Annotated in this window: 11 protein-coding genes and 1 tRNA gene; 1 reads left to right on the forward strand and 11 read right to left on the reverse strand. The window is 58.7% G+C overall.

Annotated features, from left to right (window positions below; genetic code table 11):
- Window positions 1-202 precede the first annotated feature (202 nt).
- The 10 genes from tuf to HGAS_RS03480 all read right to left on the reverse strand — a co-directional run bounded on the left by tuf (window position 203) and on the right by HGAS_RS03480 (window position 16,145).
- On the reverse strand, window positions 203-1,393 hold the full coding sequence (tuf, locus tag HGAS_RS03435; protein ID WP_009408774.1) for an elongation factor Tu: 1,191 nt from the start codon (window positions 1,391-1,393) through the stop codon (window positions 203-205).
- Between the two features lie 162 nt (window positions 1,394-1,555).
- Window positions 1,556-3,679 (reverse strand): elongation factor G, encoded by a 2,124-nt coding sequence (gene fusA, locus HGAS_RS03440; RefSeq protein WP_019126488.1) that lies wholly within the window; start codon window positions 3,677-3,679, stop codon window positions 1,556-1,558.
- Window positions 3,680-3,761: 82 nt separating this feature from the next.
- Window positions 3,762-4,232 (reverse strand): 30S ribosomal protein S7, encoded by a 471-nt coding sequence (gene rpsG, locus HGAS_RS03445; protein WP_019126489.1) that lies wholly within the window; start codon window positions 4,230-4,232, stop codon window positions 3,762-3,764.
- Entirely contained in the window at window positions 4,232-4,606 is a 375-nt protein-coding gene (rpsL, locus tag HGAS_RS03450) for a 30S ribosomal protein S12 (RefSeq protein ID WP_009408771.1), read from the reverse strand. The genes rpsG and rpsL overlap by 1 nt, the downstream gene beginning before the upstream one ends.
- Before the next feature lie 845 nt (window positions 4,607-5,451).
- Window positions 5,452-5,628, reverse strand: a complete 177-nt coding sequence (locus tag HGAS_RS08890) for a hypothetical protein (protein ID WP_019126490.1) — start codon at window positions 5,626-5,628, stop codon at window positions 5,452-5,454.
- A gap of 420 nt (window positions 5,629-6,048) precedes the next feature.
- On the reverse strand, window positions 6,049-7,542 hold the full coding sequence (locus tag HGAS_RS03460) for an LPXTG cell wall anchor domain-containing protein (RefSeq protein WP_020424270.1): 1,494 nt from the start codon (window positions 7,540-7,542) through the stop codon (window positions 6,049-6,051).
- Between the two features lie 233 nt (window positions 7,543-7,775).
- Window positions 7,776-11,675: a DNA-directed RNA polymerase subunit beta' gene (gene rpoC, locus HGAS_RS03465; protein ID WP_026066607.1), complete on the reverse strand. Its 3,900-nt coding sequence runs from the start codon at window positions 11,673-11,675 to the stop codon at window positions 7,776-7,778.
- 15 nt (window positions 11,676-11,690) lie between these two features.
- A complete protein-coding gene (rpoB, locus tag HGAS_RS03470) occupies window positions 11,691-15,176 on the reverse strand; it encodes a DNA-directed RNA polymerase subunit beta (protein ID WP_009408765.1) in 3,486 nt (1,161 codons plus the stop codon).
- Window positions 15,177-15,426: 250 nt separating this feature from the next.
- Window positions 15,427-15,500, reverse strand: a tRNA-Ile gene (locus HGAS_RS03475).
- Window positions 15,501-15,566: 66 nt separating this feature from the next.
- Window positions 15,567-16,145, reverse strand: a complete 579-nt coding sequence (locus HGAS_RS03480) for a LytR C-terminal domain-containing protein (protein ID WP_019126492.1) — start codon at window positions 16,143-16,145, stop codon at window positions 15,567-15,569.
- A 121-nt stretch (window positions 16,146-16,266) separates the two neighbouring features.
- Between HGAS_RS03480 and HGAS_RS03485 the strand changes: the two genes are divergently transcribed.
- Window positions 16,267-16,953 carry a uracil-DNA glycosylase gene (locus HGAS_RS03485; RefSeq protein WP_019126493.1) on the forward strand — a complete coding sequence of 229 codons (687 nt, stop codon included), beginning with the start codon at window positions 16,267-16,269 and terminating at the stop codon, window positions 16,951-16,953.
- A gap of 89 nt (window positions 16,954-17,042) precedes the next feature.
- Here the strand turns inward: HGAS_RS03485 and HGAS_RS03490 are convergent, their stop codons facing one another.
- Window positions 17,043-20,393 carry an RICIN domain-containing protein gene (locus HGAS_RS03490; RefSeq protein ID WP_233993688.1) on the reverse strand — a complete coding sequence of 1,117 codons (3,351 nt, stop codon included), beginning with the start codon at window positions 20,391-20,393 and terminating at the stop codon, window positions 17,043-17,045.
- Window positions 20,394-20,479 lie beyond the last annotated feature (86 nt).

Here is a 20,479-nt window from a genome sequence, read left to right on the forward strand (position 1 = left end):
AATGGAGGTACGTTGCGCACCGGATATCTACACTACACCGCACTCGGGCGTGTCGCAAAGTCAGATCGGTCACCTTCACGCGCACCACTCCCCCGCAGGCAAACAATCAATTCCCCACACTCAGACAAGAAAAGAGCAGGTCCGTTCAAAAGAACGGACCTGCTCTACTGAAGATTCAGCGATCGCTAGGCGATCAACAAAGTCACTTCAGGATCTTGGTCACACGACCGGAACCAACGGTGCGGCCACCTTCGCGGATTGCGAAGCCGAGGCCGGGCTCCATGGCGATGGGCTGGATCAGCTGAACGGTGATCTCAGTGGTGTCGCCAGGCATGACCATGTCGGTGCCCTCGGGGAGGGTGATGACGCCGGTCACGTCGGTGGTACGGAAGTAGAACTGAGGACGGTAGTTGGAGAAGAACGGGTTGTGACGTCCGCCTTCTTCCTTCTTCAGGATGTAGACCTGGCCCTCGAACTCGGTGTGAGGCGTGATGGAGCCGGGGACGGCCACAACCTGGCCACGCTCGACCTCGTCGCGCTTGGTACCACGGAGAAGCAGACCACAGTTCTCGCCTGCCCATGCTTCGTCCATCGACTTGTGGAACATTTCGATGCCGGTGACGGTGGTCTTCTGGGGCTCGCGGATACCGAGGATCTCAACTTCGGAGTTGATCGGCAGCTTGCCACGCTCGACACGACCGGTAACGACGGTGCCACGACCGGTGATCGTGAAGACGTCTTCGATCGGCATGAGGAAGGGCTTGTCCATGTCGCGCTCGGGGGTGGGGACGTAGTCGTCCACAGCGTCCATGAGCTCTTCGACCTTGGCGGTCCACTCGGGGTCACCCTCGAGGGCCTTCAGAGCCGAAACCTGGATGACGGGAGCGTTCTCGCCGTCGAAGCCCTGCGAGGACAGGAGGTCACGAACCTCTTCCTCAACGAGCTCCAGCATTTCTTCGTCATCAACCATGTCGGCCTTGTTCAGGGCGACGAGGATGGTGGGCACGCCGACCTGACGGGCGAGCAGAACGTGCTCGCGGGTCTGGGCCATGGGGCCGTCGGTGGCGGCGACAACGAGGATGGCGCCATCCATCTGTGCCGCACCGGTGATCATGTTCTTCACGTAGTCAGCGTGGCCGGGGGCGTCAACGTGTGCGTAGTGACGCTTCTCGGTCTGGTACTCAACGTGAGAGACGTTAATGGTAATACCGCGATCGCGCTCTTCAGGAGCGTTGTCGACCTGATCGAAGGGGGTGAACTCGTTCAGATCCGGGTACTTGTCGTGTAGAACCTTGGTGATTGCTGCAGTCAGCGTGGTCTTGCCGTGGTCAACGTGACCGATGGTACCGATGTTGACGTGCGGCTTGGTGCGCTCGAACTTGGCCTTCGCCACTTGTGTCCTCCTGGACTCGGGTAGAAATTCTCAGCCTATGGCTAGGTGTCAGCATAACACCCAATGGGGCATGAGACCTACAGGTTTATTGATTCTTGTCAGGTCGGTCACAGCTCAGGAACAATTTTGGCTGTTCCTGAGCCGCATCCAACCCTGTGGGACTCACTCGCCCCGAGACTTTCCGATGATCTCATCCGCGACGTTACGCGGGACCTCGGCGTAGCTATCGAACTGCATGGAGTACACCGCGCGGCCCTGCGTCTTAGAACGAAGATCGCCGATGTAACCAAACATTTCGGACAGCGGAACCTGTGCGCGGACCACGCGCACACCGTGCTGCTCGTCCATAGACTGGACTGCACCACGACGAGAGTTCAGGTCGCCAATGACGTCGCCCATGTATTCTTCGGGCGTACGGACCTCGACGGCCATGATCGGCTCGAGCAGAACCGCTGCAGCCTTCTTGGCGGCTTCGCGGAATGCCATCGAACCTGCAATCTTGAAGGCCATTTCCGAAGAGTCAACTTCGTGGTATGCACCATCAAGCAGGGTTGCCTTGACATCAACCATCGGGTAACCGGCAAGAACACCATTCTGCATGGCGTCCTGGATACCAGCGTCAACCGAGGGGATGTATTCGCGAGGAACGCGTCCACCGGTGACCTTGTCCTCGAAGATGTACTCTTCTTCGGAGCCAGCCGGGATGGGCTCAAGCGCGATGATGACACGCGCGAACTGACCGGAACCACCGGTCTGCTTCTTGTGCGTGTACTCGAACTTTTCGACGTTCTTACGAATGGTTTCGCGGTAAGCAACCATGGGCTTACCAACGTTTGCCTCGACCTTGAATTCGCGACGCATACGGTCAACGATGATGTCGAGGTGAAGCTCGCCCATACCGCCGATGACGGTCTGGCCGGTTTCGGCATCAAGCTCGACGGTGAAGGTCGGGTCTTCTTCAGCCAGCTTCTGGATGGCGACGCCCATCTTCTCCTGGTCAGCCTTCGACTTGGGCTCAACGGCCACGAAGATCACGGGCTTGGGGAAGGTCATGGATTCAAGAACAACCGGCTTGTCGATCGCGCAGAGCGTATCGCCAGTGGTGGTGTCCTTGAGGCCGATGACGGCGTAGATGTGGCCTGCATGCGCCTCTTCGACCGGGTTTTCCTTGTTGGAGTGCATCTGGAAGATCTTGCCGATGCGCTCCTTCTTGCCCTTGGTCGAGTTGAGGACCTGCGAGCCAGCTTCCAGCTTGCCGGAGTAGACACGGATGAAGGTCAGCTTGCCGTAGAAGGGGTGAGCTGCGATCTTGAAGGCCAGCGCTGCGAAGGGTTCCTTCTCCGAGGCCTCGCGGACCTCGTTGCGCTCTTCTTCGTCGTGTCCGGGCTTGAAGCCGCGAACCGCGGGAATATCCAGCGGCGAGGGCAGGTAGTCGATCACCGCATCGAGCACGGGCTGAATACCCATGTTGCGAAGTGCGGTACCGCAGAAGACGGGGAATGCACGACCGGAGATGGTCAGCGCACGAACGCCCTGCTTGATCTGCTCAACGGTCAGTTCGCCGTTCTCAAGGTAGGCCTCGGTCAGCTCGTCAGAGCCTTCCGCTGCAGCTTCCATGAGGGCCTCGCGGTACTCTTCTGCCTTTTCCTGAAGCTCTGCGGGGATCTCGCCACGAACGACGAGGGAGCCCAGGGTGGGCTGACCGTTCTCGTCCTCGGCGGGGTAGCGCACGGACTCCATGGTGAGCAGGTCAACGGTTCCCTCGAAGTCATTCTCTGCGCCAATGGGCAGGTGCATGACGATCGGGGTTGCGTGAAGACGATCGCGAATGGTCTGAACCGAGAAGTAGAAGTCCGCACCCATCTTGTCCATCTTGTTGATGAAGCAGATACGGGGGACGTCGTACTTGTCAGCCTGACGCCACACGGTCTCAGACTGGGGCTCGACACCTTCCTTACCGTCGAACACGGCAACTGCACCGTCGAGGACGCGCAGCGAGCGCTCAACCTCAACCGTGAAGTCAACGTGACCGGGGGTGTCGATGATGTTGATTTGGTTACCGTTCCAGAAGGAGGTCACGGCTGCGGAGGTGATGGTAATACCACGCTCCTTTTCCTGCTCCATCCAGTCGGTGGTCGAGGCGCCATCGTGCGTCTCGCCAATCTTGTAGTTGATGCCCGTGTAGAACAGAATACGTTCGGTCACGGTGGTCTTGCCGGCATCGATGTGAGCCATGATGCCGATGTTGCGAACCTTATTGAGGTCAGTAAGCACCTCGTGTGCCACTACATCAGTCCTTCGTTTGAAGTGAGGGTGTTAAAACATCCTGCCCGCTCCGGATGGGGTCATCGCGAAGCGGGAGGGGTGATCACCAGCGGTAGTGAGCGAACGCGCGGTTCGACTCAGCCATCTTGTGCATGTCTTCACGACGCTTGACAGCGGCGCCAAGACCGTTGGAGGCATCGAGAATCTCGTTGGCGAGACGCTCGGTCATAGTCTTCTCACGACGCTGGCGCGAGAAGTCCACGAGCCAACGCAGTGCGAGGGTGGTCGCACGTGCGGGGCGAACCTCAACCGGGACCTGGTAGGTCGCGCCACCAACACGGCGGGAGCGAACTTCAAGGGCCGGGCGAATGTTGTCCAGTGCGCGCTTGAGCACGGAAACGGGTTCCTGCTCGGTGCGCTCACGAACCATTTCGAGTGCGCCGTAAACAATGCGCTCTGAAACGGTCTTCTTACCGTCGAGGAGCACGCGGTTCACGAGCTGGGTCACGATTTTTGAGCCGTATACCGGGTCGTCGACCAGGGGGCGCTTGGGAGCGGGGCCTTTACGAGGCATTACTTCTTCTCCTTCTTTGCGCCGTAACGGGAACGGGCCTGCTGGCGACCACGGACACCCTGGGTGTCGAGAGCGCCACGGACGATGCGGTAACGCACGCCGGGGAGGTCCTTCACACGACCGCCACGAACGAGGACGATCGAGTGTTCCTGCAGGTTGTGGCCTTCACCGGGAATGTACGCGGTGACCTCGATGCCAGACGAAAGGCGCACACGAGCGACCTTACGCAGAGCCGAGTTCGGCTTCTTAGGGGTTGTGGTGTACACACGGGTGCACACGCCGCGACGCTGGGGCGAGCCCTTAAGCGCGGGGGTCTTCACCTTCGCACGCTTGGAGCTGCGGCCCTTGCGGACGAGCTGCTGAATGGTAGGCACTGGTTCTCCAGTTCAATTCCGTCTACGGTTTAAGGATTTCCTTAAACCCATGTCTCAGTCTTCCGCGACTGTTTAGATCCCCCAGCGCGCACAGCGATCCGCCAGGGGCCGGTGTGCCATGATAACGAGGCCTTGCCGCGTCAGAGAATGACACCCGGAGCTCCGACGGAGGGAGCCCGCGCGTTCCACATTTGGCTCACAATCACCGCGATGAGATCACGGAGAAGAACCGCTCGGGAACTGTCCACACGAAATGTGGACATAGGAAACCCGCACAGTCACGGGTACCGCTTTCAAGAATAGTCAGCTATTCCCAGTCCCGTCAAAGCCAGATTGTTCACATTGTTTGTGGGACTGACCACTTCTGTCTTAGCTCCCCCATTCCCGGTTTCGCTCCCCCATTCCGGGTTTGGCTCACCCATTCCTGTTTTAGCTCGCTCACCTGCGGCATCAGAACAGCAATAGGCCCGGAATCAGTGAGCTAAACCAGGAGATGGCGGAGTACGGAGTGAGAAGTGCGAAGGGCAGAGCGCGAAGGGCGGAGGACGACGCACCTCGGACGACAGAAGACAGACGAAGGTCTTAGCCGCCACGCAGAAACGGTAAAGGCCCGGTCTGCACAAGCAGACCGGGCCTTACGACCGTCAATCACGAAGCCATTCGATTACAACCGAAACAGCTTCGACAGGATTACTCCTTGAAGGTCATACCGAAATCGATTGCACCAAGGGCATCCAGGAAGTCCGCGATACTTGTCCTGCGTGGGTTCAGGCAGCGACCAATCGGCCTTGAACATGCCGACCTCGGGGCGCTCAGCGCGGTAGGAGGTGTACAGGTTCGTCAGCTCATCGTTCGTGGTGAAGCCAACGTTGTGGAGGCCGTCCAGGAAGGAGCTCGTCGGATTGTTCTTCGACAGCGAGGGAGACGATGCTGGCGAGCGCCAGCACCACGCCGATGACGATCAAGGGGACCTTGATCGACTCAACCATCTTCCACACATCAGACCAGTTGATGGAAAGCATTGTTGATGTCCTCTTTCAGTTCCGAAACCCTGCATCCCAGAGCCGGATCAGCTCCCTTTCCATCCCCGTTTGTGTCTCCATAGACGTGGGGCACCGCAGACCAGAGGGCAGACGGGAACCGCCACCACCTATTCAACCGCACGGTCGGCCCCTCGATGTGGGACCTCGTGCGTTCTGTCGGATTGCGTGCACAATCTGTCAGAGTGGGCAAGCTGGCGCCCGCATGCTTCGCCACCTACGTGGAAAGTCTCTCTCCCCGACAGCCTCGCTCCCTGACCGAGGTCGGGCCCGCGGAGCTTAATACCGGGGCGCCACGGCGGTATCAGCCCCGTCACCGACGACGGCAATCACAGGGGATGCACGAGGGCCCGGCCCCCTCGCGGGGACCGGGCCCTGTGACGTTGTCGACCGGATCTCCGATCAGTGTGCGCGGCGCCTCGCCGCTACGAGGCCGACGCCGGCGACGCCTAGCAGGCCGACGAGCGCGATGGCAACTCCGGTGTTTGCGCCAGTGCTGGCAAGCTTGTTGCCTTCAGTGCTCTTGCCACCCGTGGGCTGCACCTGCTCAGGAGTCGGCTGCACCTGCTCAGGAGTCGGCTGGGACTGCTCGGCAGTAGGCTGCGAATGCTCAGGAGTCGGCTGGGACTGCTCGGCAGTGGGCTGCGGCTGCTCAGGAGTCGGCTGGGACTGCTCGGGAGTCGGAAGCTCGGGGAAATCGCACGTCGAAGACTGCGAGGTATCGGACTCGACGATGGCTGCACCACTCGTCGTCGTCCCCGAGATCTTCACGAGCGGAGTAACCTCAGCGCTGCCTGCAATAAGGAACGAGAACTTCACCGACCCGTTGGCGGGAAGCTCCAGATTCTTGAAGGTCAGAACCTTACCCGCGACCGTCGGCTCGGGGGCGCCGCTGACCGACTGGGGAACGTAGGTGGCGTCGTCCGACAGGGTCGCAATGACCGTCTGAACCGACTTGACATCACGGTTCGGGTTCGTGATCGTCACGCCGATGGTGCGCGTCGCGGTGGAGTCGGCGCCCGGCTGGGCGACGGCGCACGTCGCGGAGGACAGCGCGACCTGGCCCTTCGGCGAGAAGGAGGTGACGAGAGAGTAGTCGGCCGTCGCATTCGGCTCGAGGGTACGAGTCCAGCTCAGAGCCATGCCGTTGTCCCGGTTGGAATCTGCTCGCTCGAGCTTGTTGGGCAGCGGCGCGCGATCCTTGAGCTTATCCCAGACCTCGTTATAGGAACTGTAGTAGTAGTTCGAACCGGCGGTCGTCGGGATGAACTGCTCAACTCGACCACGATCCGTATGCTGGCCGGTTTCCGGATCCTTCGCTCGGCAGATGACCGTCCCTGTGCTCTCGTCGTACTCACCGAAGCCGTAATCGTTGTCCTGGAGGAAGCAATCCGCCGCGTGGTAGAGAGTAAAATCCTGAGCTGCATCCGAGATGTTCTTCACCGACGAGGTCGTCGCGTAGAAGTCATTGCCCGTTGAGTAGGTGTCCGTCTGCGTGATCTCGAATCCACCGCCGCGAACGACAGTCGTGAGGACCCACGGATCGGCTTGAGTACCCGTTCCTGACTTCGTTTGCGAGACCGGCGTCCAGGCGATCGTCCCCATCTTCCTCGCAGCTGGCGAATGCAGCTCCTTCGGACCGAAGAGCTCGGATCCCACAGCGAGGAAGGTTCCACAGTCGGCTGGAGACTGATGAGGGGATCGACCGTTGTAGAACTCGTTGTACCTATCGCCCTGATAGTTGATCGAGCAGTTGAGCTTGTCGGAGATGGCGATCCGGACAAGCGGCCCTTCCGTATCCTCAATCGTGGGACCGGCGGCGAAAGCTGCCACCGAGTTGAGAACGAGGGTCGCAGAGCCGAGCGCTGCAATGACCAGTTTCTTGGACAGGCGCATGAGGAGACATCCTTAAGCGTTGACGGATAGTATGCGGCCAATCTAGCATCCGCGCGTGAGCTTTCCAAATAGTTGAACTTGTCATTTTCGATCGTCGCCGCCAGTGCTTGATCTGCGCCGCCGTGAGACATCCCCGGCGCGCTCAGGGCAAGCAAGCAGACACGACAAGGAACCCCGGCCTCGTCACGCTTATGCGGAAGAGGCCGGGGAACTTCAGGAAACCGCTGAGGCGGTTACTCCTTGAAGGTCATACCGAAGTCGATCGCTCCAAGGGCATCCAGGAAGTCCGCGGATACCTGGCCATCTTGGAAATCGAGCTCGGAGTAGTTCGAGTTCGCCATTGCCTCGGGGGTGGGCTCAACCGTGACGTTGTTGTAACGCGCCAGGCCGGTACCTGCCGGGATGAGCTTACCGAGAATGACGTTCTCCTTGAGGCCAAGAAGCTGATCCGACTTGCCGTTCATAGCGGCCTCGGTCAGAACCTTCGTGGTCTCCTGGAAGGACGCTGCGGACAACCAGGAGTCGGTTGCCAGCGAGGCCTTCGTGATACCCATGAGCATCTGACGACCGGATGCAGGCTGGCCACCTTCAGCAGCAACCTTGCGGTTCTGCGCCAAGTAGGCCATACGGTCGACGAGTTCGCCGGGCATGAAGGAGGTATCGCCGGGCTCCAGGATGGTGACCTTGCGGAGCATCTGGCGGACAATAACCTCGATGTGCTTGGAGTGGATACCAACGCCCTGATCGCGGTACACCTTCTGGACCTCGTCCACAAGCTGCTTCTGAGCCACGTTGCGGCCCATGATGCGCAGAACTTCCTTGGGATCCAGCTGGCCTTCGGTCAGTGCGGTACCGGCATCGATGTGCTGGCCCTCTTCAACCAGAAGCTTCTGGCGACGAGAAACCTCGACGACCGAATCTTCCTTACCGTCATCACGGATGATGACGATGCGACGTACCGAGGGATCTTCATCGTCAATGTGAACGCGGCCAGCGGCCTCGTTCATCTTGGCTTCGACCTTCGGGCTACGCGCTTCGAAGAGTTCCTGAACACGAGGCAGACCCTGGGTAATGTCGGCTGCCGAGGCCGCACCACCGGTGTGGAAGGTACGCATCGTTAGCTGGGTACCGGGCTCGCCAATCGACTGGGCGGCGATAATACCAACGGCCTCGCCGATATCCACCTGCTTGCCGGTGGCCAGTGAACGACCGTAGCAGGTCGCACAGGTGCCAACCTGAGACTCACAGGTCAGGACGGAGCGGCAGACAACTTCCTCGACTCCAGCTGCAACCAGCTCAGCAAGCTGTGCATCACCGAGGTCATCGCCAGCGTGGGCGACGACGGTGCCGTCTTCCGCAACCGCATCGCGGGCCAGAGTACGTGCGTAGGCAGTGGTTTCAATGGTGTCCACTGCTTCCCACTCACCCGCAGAGTTCTTCCGCGCGATCTTGATGCGCACGCCCTGACGGGTGCCACAGTCGGCCTCGCGAACGATCACGTCCTGCGAGACGTCGACGAGACGACGGGTCAGGTAACCAGACTCAGCGGTACGAAGTGCGGTATCAGCCAGACCCTTACGGGCGCCGTGGGTAGCGATGAAGTACTCGAGAACCGTCAGGCCCTCGCGGTAGTTCGCCTTAATGGGCTGCTCGATCAGCTTCTGCTTCGGGTCAGACACCAGACCACGCATACCAGCCAGCTGCTGAACCTGCGACCAGTTACCACGAGCACCGGATGAAACCATTCGGTACACGGTGTTACGTGCGGAGAAGTGATCGCGCATATCTTCTGCGACCTCTTCGGTGCACTTCAGCCACAAATCAACCAGCTCTTCGTAGCGGGTTTCCTCGAGGATGATACCGGTCTCGAACTGATCCTGGATCTCAGCGGCCTTGGCCTCGTAACGGGCAAGGATTGCACGCTTGTTCGGCGATGCCTGAATATCCGAGAAGGCAATGGTGATGCCCGACCAAGTCGACCAGTGGAACCCAGCGGACTTGAGTGCATCCAAGCAGTCGGCAACCAAAACGTTCGGGTAACGCTCGGTCAGGGTGTTGACGATCTGGCCCAGCTGCTTCTTGCCGACGACTTCGTTAACGAAGGGGTAGTCGACAGGGAGCTGCTCGTTGAAGATCGCGCGGCCCAGAGAGGTTTCCAGAATGATGTCGTCGCCTTCGCTCCAGCCCTCGGGTGCTTCCCAATCCAGCGGCGGAACAATACCCGCAAAGCGGATACGTGCGCGCTGGTTCAGGTGAAGATCACCGTTGTCGAAGGCCATGCGTGCTTCAGCAACCGTTGAGTAGACGGGGATGATTTCCTCGCCGTTCTCATCACGAGTAACCGGAAGCGACGGATCGGGATCCGAAGTCAGGTGGAACAGACCGATGATCATGTCCTGCGAAGGCATGGCAACGGGGCGTCCATCAGAAGGCTTCAGAATGTTGTTGGTCGACAGCATGAGGATACGGGCCTCGGCCTGTGCCTCTGCGCCAAGGGGCAGGTGAACTGCCATCTGGTCACCGTCGAAGTCTGCGTTGAAGGCGCCACAAGCCAGCGGGTGCAGCTGGATAGCCTTACCTTCAATGAGCTGGGGCTCGAAGGCCTGAATACCCAGGCGGTGCAGCGTAGGTGCACGGTTCAGCAGCACGGGGTGCTCGCGGATGACGTCGTCAAGGACGTCCCACACCTCGGGGCGCTGGCGTTCAACCTTGCGCTTTGCAGCCTTCACATTCTGGGCGAAGTTCTTCTCAACCAGGCGCTTCATGACGAAGGGCTTGAAGAGTTCCAGAGCCATCTGCTTGGGCAGACCACACTGGTGAAGCTTCAGCTGCGGGCCGACGACGATAACGGAACGACCCGAGTAGTCGACGCGCTTACCCAGAAGGTTCTGACGGAAACGACCCTGCTTACCCTTGAGCATGTCAGAGATCGACTTCAACGGACGGTTACCGGGGCCTGCAACGGGGCGGCCACGGCGTCCATTATCGAAGAGCGCGTCAACAGATTCCTGAAGCATGCGCTTCTCGTTGTTGACGATGATCTCAGGCGCGCCCAGCTCGAGCAGGCGCTTGAGTCGGGTGTTGCGGTTGATCACGCGACGGTACAGATCATTCAGGTCAGAGGTCGCGAAACGGCCACCATCAAGCTGAACCATGGGGCGCAGATCCGGCGGAATAACCGGAATCTTCGTCAGAACCATGGACTCGGGCTTGTTGCCGGTAGCTACGAACGCGTTGATAACCTTCAGACGCTTGATGGCGCGTGTCTTACGCGGGCCATTTTCGTTCTGGATGATTGCACGAAGCTGTTCAACTTCGCTTTCCAGATCGAAGGTCTGCAGGCGCTTCTGGATGGCGGATGCGCCCATGTCACCCTTGAAGTAGGTGCCATAGCGGGCAACCATCGCACGGTAGAGGCGCTCGTCACCTTCGAGGTCACCGACCTTGAGGGACTTAAAGCGCTCCCACACCGTCTCCAGGCCTTCGATATCGCCCTCGTAACGACGACGGATCTTGGCCATATCGCGTTCGCCGGCCTTGCGGCGGCGCTCGATCTCGGTTGCGGATGCATCGTTTGCTTCAAGTTCAGCAATCTCTGCTTCCAGGCGCTCTGCGAATTCGTTGATCGCAGCATCGCGCTGGTTTTCGAGGTGGGTCTTCTCGACCTCGAGCTCAGAACGCAGATCCATCAGATCCTCGTCACGGCCCTTTTCGTCAACCTCGGTGATCATGTAGGCAGCGAAGTAGATGACCTTTTCCAGGTCCTTCGGAGCCAGATCCAGCACGTAGCCCAGTCGCGAGGGAACACCCTTGAAGTACCAGATGTGGGTGACGGGGGCGGCAAGGTCAATGTGACCCATACGCTCACGACGCACCTTGGAGCGCGTGACCTCAACACCACACTTTTCGCAGATGATGCCCTTGTAGCGCACGCGCTTGTACTTACCACACGCGCATTCCCAGTCGCGGGTGGGGCCGAAGATCTGCTCACCGAACAGACCGTCACGCTCGGGCTTGAGCGTACGGTAGTTGATGGTCTCCGGCTTCTTCACTTCACCGTGGCTCCACGAGGCGATATCGTCGCCCGTGGCCAGGGTGATCTTCAAACTGTCGAACGTCTTGGCGTCCAGCAAAGTCATTGCTCCTTATCAGATCGCATCGATGGTCGCCGCGGCGTTCGGACGCGCATCAAGAGTGATGCCCAGTTCCTCACGCGCATTGAAGTCGTCATCTTCTTCACGCAGGTCAATCACGTTGCCGGCTGCGTCGAGAGCTTCGACGTTCAGGCACAGCGAACGCATTTCCTGGATCAGAACACGGAAGGATTCGGGGATGCCGGGTTCGGGGATGTCCTCGCCCTTAACAATTGCCTCGTAAACCTTGACACGTCCGGTGGTGTCATCGGACTTGATGGTGAGCAGTTCCTGCAGTGCGTAGGCAGCGCCGTACGCCTCCAGGGCCCACACTTCCATTTCACCGAAGCGCTGGCCACCGAATTGGGCCTTACCACCCAGGGGCTGCTGCGTAATCATCGAGTACGGACCGGTCGAGCGAGCGTGAATCTTGTCGTCAACCAGGTGGTGCAGCTTGAGCATGTAGGCGTAGCCCACTGCGATCGGGTACGGGAAGGGTTCACCGGAACGACCGTCGAAGAGACGTGCCTTGCCCTCGGCGTTGGTGAGAACGTCACCATCGCGGTTGGGGTTGACGTTGCGCAGCAGACCTGCGAGCTCTTCGGCCTCGAGGCCATCGAAGACCGGGGTCGCGACGGGGGTCTCGGGGGCAACGGTAATGCCGTCCTTGGGCAGGTGCTTGGTCCACTCTTCGCCAGCCTTGACAGCTGCCGAGACGTCCCAACCCTGGTGGGCAAGCCAACCGAGGTGGAACTCAAGGACCTGACCGACGTTCATACGGCCGGGGACACCCAGCGGGTTGAGGATGATATCAACCGGGGTTCCGTCCTCGAGGAAGGGCATGTCTTCGACCGGGAGGATCTTGGAAACGACACCCTTGTTACCGTGACGGCCTGCCATCTTGTCACCAATGGTGATCTTGCGGCGCTGTGCGACATAGACGCGAACGGTCTGGCGCACGCCGGGGTTGAGATCATCTTCGTCGTCGTTGAATTCACGAACGCCAATGACGATGCCTTCTTCACCGTGGGGAACACGCAGCGAGGTATCGCGAACCTCGCGGGCCTTCTCACCGAAGATTGCACGCAGCAGGCGCTCTTCGGAGGTCAGCTCGGTTTCACCCTTCGGGGTGACCTTACCGACGAGGATGTCGCCAGCGGTGACCTCGGCGCCAATACGAATGATGCCGCGTTCGTCAAGATCAGCCAGCGACTCTTCCGAAACGTTCGGAATATCGCGGGTGATCTCTTCTTCACCGAGCTTGGTTTCGCGGGCGTCGACTTCATATTCTTCGATGTGAATCGAGGTCAGAACATCGTCTTCAACAACGCGACGGCTCAGGATGATGGCATCCTCGTAGTTGAGGCCTTCCCACGACATGTAAGCAACCAGCAGGTTCTTACCCAGTGCAACTTCACCGTTGTCGGTAGCGGGGCCGTCAGCGAGGACATCGCCGACCTCCACGCGCTGGCCTTCATCAACGATGACGCGCTGGTTAGTGCAGTTGCCGGGGTTCGAGCGCTCGAACTTTTCGAGGCGGTAGGTATCGCGTCCACCTTCGTCCGTGGTCACGACGACCAGGTCGGCGGAAACTTCGGTGACAACACCGGAGTGCTGAGCGATAACCATTTCACCGGAGTCATGTGCGGCACGCTGTTCCATACCGGTACCCACCAGCGGCGCTTCCGTGGTGAGCAAGGGAACAGCCTGACGCTGCATGTTCGCACCCATGAGGGCTCGGTTTGCATCGTCGTGCTCGAGGAAGGGAATGAACGCGGTTGCCACAGACACCATCTGGCGTGCGGAAACGTCCATGTAATCCACGCGATCACGGGCGATCAGCGTCGGATCCTCGCCTGCAACACGGCACAGAACCTGCTCATCAATGAAGTGGCCTTCGTCGTCGACAGGCGAAGAAGCCTGAGCGATGAAGTGTCCCTTTTCATCATCAGCGGTTAGATAGTTGACCTCATCGGTCACCTGTCCGTTGCGAACAATACGGTAGGGGGTCTCGATGAAACCGAAGGGGTTGATACGAGCAAAGGTTGCCAGCGAACCGATCAGACCAATGTTCGGGCCTTCAGGGGTTTCAATCGGGCACATACGTCCGTAGTGCGAGGGGTGAACGTCACGAACCTCCATGGAGGCGCGATCGCGAGACAGACCACCGGGGCCCAGTGCCGACAGACGGCGCTTGTGCGTCAGACCGGCCAGCGGGTTGTTCTGGTCCATGAACTGCGACAGCTGAGAGGTTCCGAAGAACTCCTTGATTGCCGCAACGACGGGACGAATATTGATCAGGGATTGCGGAGTAATAGAGTCCGTTTCCTGAGTGGTCATACGTTCGCGGACGGTGCGCTCCATACGTGCAAGACCGGTGCGAACCTGAGCCTGGATCAGCTCACCCACGGCGCGAATACGACGGTTACCAAAGTGGTCGATGTCGTCGGACTCAACGCGGACCTCAACGGGCTCGCCGTGGCGGACGCCTGCGAAGGTCTTCTCACCTGCGTGCAGAGCAAGCAGGTACTTCACCGTTGCAACGATGTCGTTGATCGAGAGCACCAGTTCAGAGGTGCCTTCGGGGGAATCAACCGCAAGCTTCTTGTTGATCTTGTAGCGGCCAACCTTTGCCAGGTCGTAGCGCTTGGGATCGAAGTAGAAGTTGTGCAGGAGCGCTTCAGCGGCCTCGACGTTTGCGGGCTCACCCGGGCGCAACTTGCGGTAGATATCGGTCAGTGCCTCTTCGCGGGTACGCGCGGTGTCCTTCTCAAGAGTCTCAAGAAGAATCGGGTACGCGGCGAACTGCTCGCGAATCTCACCTTCCGTCAGGCCAATTGCCTTCAGGAAGTGGGTTACCGACTGCTTACGCTTACGGTCGATACGCACGCCGACAGCGTCGCGCTTATCGATCTCGAACTCCAGCCATGCACCGCGGCTGGGGATGATCTTCGCGTTGAAGATTTCCTTGTCGGAACCGCGATCCGAGGTACGTTCGAAGTAGACACCGGGCGAACGGACCAGCTGAGAGACAACGACACGCTCGGTGCCATTGATAATGAAGGTGCCACGGGGGGTCATGAGCGGGAAATCGCCCATGAACACGGTCTGGGACTTAATTTCACCCGTGTTGTAGTTCATGAACTCGGCGGTCACATACATGGGTGCCGAGTAGGTGTAATCCTTAGCTTTTGCTTCTTCGACCGAGTACTTCGGTCGCTCCAAGCGGTGATCACGGAACGACAGAGACATGGTGCGTGCCACGTCTTCAATCGGCGAGATCTCCTGGAAAATTTCTTCAAGGCCGGAAACATCCGGAACATCCACGCGTCCAGCAGCCTTTGCGGCATCCACGCGTGCTTTCCATGCATCGTTTCCCAGTAACCAGTCAAAGCTTTCGGTCTGCAGGCCGAGCAGGTTCGGTGCCTGCAGGGGCTCGCGGAGCTTAGCGAAAGAAATGCGGTTCTTGGGCTGGTTGGCAGTGTTGGTACTTGCAGCCAACGGGGGTCCTTCCCTGCGTTTTCATTGCGCGCACACGCCTTTTAGCCCATTAACTGACACCGTCCACATCCGCCCAGCGCCTATTACAGCGAATGGGTACGGGTCACCTCGGGCACAATAAAGCGCAAATACTCATAATAGGCACAGGGATATAGGGGCGCAACGCCCTAGGGACAATATGTCCAACCTCACGTTCAGCTGGCGCTCAGTCCAACTTCAGCCATTGAAGCTCTTCGCAGAACGTGGTCCGTGCCCCAAGTCGGGCTTGAACCGACGACCCACGGATTATGAGTCCGCTGCTCTGACCGACTGAGCTATTGGGGCTCTGAAAGTGTAACGCGAACTCTCACCTTCAGCGCAACACGAGCCTTGCTCAGCGGCTAATAAACCTCACTTCAGAACGACAACGACATCCGGATCGCCGGTCTGCGTCTGTTGCACGCGGCTAATTCCAAGGACCTTCGCAACCTCTTCAGCAGTGGCCTTGAGGTTTGGATCCTCGTAGTAAACGGTCGTTACTTCGGTATCCCAACCGCGTGCGTTCGCTGCAGTGGCGCCGTCAAAGCCTGCGGAGGAAAGCGCGGAAACCTTCTGCGCTGCCAGTCCCTGTGTTCCGGTTCCGTTCAGCACGGAAATCTTCGCGGAGTGACGCACGGGAATCGACGGCGAAGAAGAGGGAGTCTCGCTGGTCGTCGGGGCCGCGGAAGGAGTCTGGGTGGCCTCGGTAGTCGCAGAGGCGGCGGGGGCCTGGCTCGTTGCAGCGGTCGTCGAGACGCTTGTGGTCGCCTTCTGCTGAGCGCCGCCCGAGGTCAGGATGTGGCTGATCCCCCACGCGGCAGCGGGAACAATCACCAGCACCGCAAGGAAAGGCCATACGCTCTTCCATCGCGAGGGCTGCTGAAGGTGCATACCCTGGGGCATGTCTTCGCCGGCGCGGTCAAATTCGTCCTTTGGATACTGTGAAGTCACGGCTTCAGAGTAGCGAAATACCCCCGCTCCCGCATAGTCCCTGCCCGCGTGCCTTAGATTTCCCTGAAGGCCTCCTATTGTCGAGGCCCTGCCTGAGCACGCCTGCGGTTACAGTAGGTGCGTGGAATCTTTGGATACGGTTATCGATCCCTCTTGGGCGCGGGCACTGGCACCGGTTGAGGGAAAAATCCATGAATTGGGAGCTCAGTTGCGTCGGGAGATCGAGGCCGGGCACGGCTATCTTCCCGCCGGTAGCGATGTCTTGAGAGCCTTTACCTATCCTCTTGACCAGGTGAAGGTGCTCATTGTCGGGCAGGACCCCTACCCCACTCCCGGACACGCAATTGGCTTGAGTTTCTCGGTCGCACCGGGGATTCCTTTTCCGGCCTCGCTACGCAATATCTTCAAGGAGCTCACCACCGACGTTGGCATTCCCATGCCCACGAGCGGTGACCTCACTCCCTGGTCTAGGCAGGGAGTGTGCCTTCTCAACCGCGTGTTGACGGTTCGCCCCGGACAGGCCGGTTCCCATCGAAAAATGGGCTGGGAGGAAGTCACCTCCTGCGCAATTGATGCTTTGGTCAACCGCAGGGATACATCCGGGAACCCACTGCCTCTGGTCGCAATTTTGTGGGGGCGCGATGCACAATCTCTGCGCGAGCAATTGGGATCCACGCCAGTCATCGAGTCTGCGCATCCCTCTCCCCTGTCAGCTAGGCGCGGATTCTTTGGCTCACGGCCTTTTTCTCGAGCGAATACTCTGCTCGAGAAGCAGGGAGCAGCGCCGGTGGACTGGAGATTGCCGTAGATTTCGCCGTCCGGGACACGTACAACAAACAGGGGTGCGCTCGCGCATAGTGACGCGAACGCACCCCAATATTTTGGCTGAGCGGCTGGCTACTTCAAGAAATCAAAGCGCTGGGCCAAACTTCCATTGTCCTGATAGAGGTGAACCATTGTTTCGTTCTGACTACGCCCACCTTCAAGATCAAGGACCAACATGGGTGAGAGGGCCGAAACAAGAACTTTATGGCCGCCTCGCTCTTGGATAACCCACTTTTGAGCCGCGGAGGAGTTCGGGGGCTGTTGGTTTACCCGAGCCGGCCAATTCTTCCACGCCGCAAAGACATCCAAGACTTTCCCGGAAGCCGCGTTGGTCAACGTCACGTAGCCCTTGTCATCGTGACTGACACGCCACTTCTGTGCTGCACTTCCGTTGGAGTGGTAAGACCACACGCGAGCTCCCGCGTTCCGAGATGCCCATTGGACCTCGACACGATTATTCGGGGCAACAACTGGACGGATCTGATACTCACCATCAGGAACTAAGTTGCGGTTCTCCTTCGCCCACTGGTCCAGGATCTCTTGGGGTCCTTGGACCGGGTTCAGACGCCACTGCTGAGAGGTTGTTCCATTGGCCAGATAACCGTCAATACCCATACCATTACGCGCTTGTCCCCAGCGGAGATTGACAACCAGACCGGTCCCAACGTTGCGGAGCATATACGCCCCTCCCGTCACCGAGAAGATTGCCCACTTCTGGTTCATATTCGACGTGTCCGTATCCCACAGTTGGAGCTCAGTACCAGGAATCGGAGTGCCATCAGTGGAATCCAAGGACTTATTCGACCAGGTATTCACCAATCGGTAGAAGCCGTCAGATTCACGGCTAATTTTCCAGATCTGATTATCGGTCTTGCTTGAACCCCACAACTGAAGTCGGGCCCCGTTGTTCATCGCGAAGTCTTTCAGATCAATCCCCTTCGTGGGATCAACGACGCTTGCCAGCTCGTAGTAGCCCGAGGTGATATCTGCCTGCCCCGCGGAGGAAACCTTGGGCTGCGTCGGAATGAATGAAAATTCCTGGGCATCAGAACCATTTGCATTCCACAAGCCGACATTCGCGCCCGCTGAAGCATTGGCCGCCGCAACATCCAAAACGATTGCCGGATCCAAAGCTGAGACGATCTTCATTCGTCCCTGATCGCCCGAAGTAATGCGCCACTTCTGCGCACGCGTGCCATTCGAACTCCACTGATCAACATTTGTCCCAGGACGCGAGGAAGCCCATTGGGCATCAAGCACCTTGCCCGAGGCAACATTGGTGATGGTCGCAAGTCCCTGCGAATCATAAGAAACGCGCCACTTCTGGGCATCGCTTCGATTAGCGTCCCACAGCTGGACATTCGCACCATCATCGCGGCTAGCACCGGGGACATCCAGAACCAAGTGATCCGCCAGCGCTGACTTAATGAAGTACTCCCCCGGCTCTACCGAGGACTTTTCACCGATCGCATCTTGACTGCGGACCTTCTCGAAACGATCCCCCTGCTTCTTGTAGTAGACGATGACAGAATCAGTGGCATCCCACAGCGCGTGCGTATAACCTTCGCTCGCGGCGATCGCGTCAGAGAACTCCACCTGATAGCAGCTGTGTCCACCTGGACACAAGCGCTTCAGCCGGTCCCACGCCCGATCGATCGGGACAATCCAGAAGTCGAGATCACGGTATGGTGAATCGGCCTTCGCCATAGCTTCACCCTTGGTGTAGTTAAACACGCCCTTCGAGCGCCCAGGCTGGGTCGACTCAAAAGTTGAGGACTGATAACCGGCAATATCAATTCCCGGGTTAAAGAACAGAATCAATTCCGCCGCAATGGAGGCATCAACATCATCCATTCCCAGGCGCTTGAGTTGTTCTTGCTTGGGAACTGACATTTCCGTGGGCGTCGCTGGGTGCCCCTTGTAGTAGTAGGCGTAGCGATCCCCGTAGTAGCTCTTCGTAAAGCGGGCATAGTCTTCGAAACCCTGTTCATTGGGATGAATCGTTCCAAGAAGCAGAAGGACATCCTTCCCCTCACGTTCCGCGGCACTGAAGTAGCCATCGTTGAAGTTATAGAGGGCCTTAAACTGCTCGGTCGCTTCCTTCGAGGGCTTGATATTCGCACTCAGCAGCTGTGAGATATTAACGCCTCGAACCTTTGGCGACTTTTGAACCTGGGTTGCAAAAGCGTTCCCATCTCCAGAAGTACTCAAGAGCTTCGGGCGAGCCAGCCACCAGTGTGCATTCGGCTCAGAATCAACCAGTGCCCACAGATAGTCAGCGGTGCTCCCCTGGTCGGATGCCTTCGCATCAGCACGCCCATTGGCGTAGGCGTGTTCCTTCATTTCTTTCCACTCGCGAAGCAACCGCTCGTGCGTTCCTCGCGGGTTTGATCCTTGATAGAGATCGGCAAACTTAACGTAGGAATACGCTCCATCGGTCATGAGGTTGATCGTGTACTGGTCTTGAGGGATCCGGTTCGCATAGATGACCTTCTGGACCATATTGGGGAACAGGTCGACTGAGTAAAGGTGGAAAGCAGAAGAAGGATCCAACTCACGCAGATCACGCACGTAATCAGCAAACACGTCGATACGATCACGGAACTGCTGCGCGGCCTCGTCGAAACCGCCAGGCTGGAAGGCGTTCTCACGCTCAGTCAGGTAAGGAAGCGCATAAACTCCGTTCTCTGGAGCTCTTGGGCCAGGCAGCGCATTCCAGTCATAGGCATTGGGCCGCTCGAACATGGCGATGACAGGGCCGATTCCCCGAACTGAATCCTTACCCCAAAGGTTCAGTGAAAACATCGCGACGGGAAGTGTCGCACTGACTGGAGCAAGCACGTAGCTATCCGCGGTCACACCGACTGTGCGCTTTGGGAATTTACGGACTACCGCCCCATTTTTCTCGGTCGAAAGTTCAACAGTGAACTTCCCGAAGTTCTTGAAGTCGAGAATGTAGTAGTCGTCAGTAAAGTCCTTCAATGAGATCCGCTGATCAATTTCGCGCGTCACTTTCCCGCGGTAGCTCATTGTTGCGCGCAGGTGCACAGTATCCGCACTTTCGCGGAGTTCTTTGCCAGCTTCGCCCTCGGGGAGCTCAATGACGACATCCGTCGTATTGCGTTCATTGGTCAGGGTCATATCCGACGAGGCAGTCGCTCCGCGAGCCGCCCGATCCTGACCGCTGCGGGCGGAGGGTAGAGGAGAGGCCTCGCTGGTCGGCTGGGGGGTTTCCACTCCGTTAGCTGCCTGGGGCGCTTCTGTTCCGGTGGTCGCCGAGGCCTCGGGAGAGGGAGTGGGAGAGGCTGGCTCCGCTAGAGCGGGAGCTAAACCTGTTCCGCATACAAGCGCGCTGGTGAGCAAAGCGGAAAGAGACAGCTTTCGAATCGAGGCAGAACGCACTCGAGCGTGTTGATGATGCATGATCAAACCCATCCTTCGGGGGCACGGACGCTGGGAATACGTCCAAATAGAAGGGAAGAATTGGGTTGATTCTACCGATGAAAGAG

This window comes from Actinomyces sp. ph3, assembly GCF_000308055.1.
GTDB lineage: Bacteria > Actinomycetota > Actinomycetes > Actinomycetales > Actinomycetaceae > Pauljensenia.

What these genes read in the sequence shown, in the direction of transcription:
- rpsG (WP_019126489.1), bottom strand. Translation starts at nt 4,232, where the DNA reads ATGCCTCGTAAAGGCCCCGCTCCCAAGCGCCCCCTGGTCGACGACCCG.
- HGAS_RS03490 (WP_233993688.1), bottom strand. Translation starts at nt 20,393, where the DNA reads ATGCATCATCAACACGCTCGAGTGCGTTCTGCCTCGATTCGAAAGCTG.
- HGAS_RS03460 (WP_020424270.1), bottom strand. Translation starts at nt 7,542, where the DNA reads ATGCGCCTGTCCAAGAAACTGGTCATTGCAGCGCTCGGCTCTGCGACC.
- HGAS_RS08890 (WP_019126490.1), bottom strand. Translation starts at nt 5,628, where the DNA reads ATGCTTTCCATCAACTGGTCTGATGTGTGGAAGATGGTTGAGTCGATC.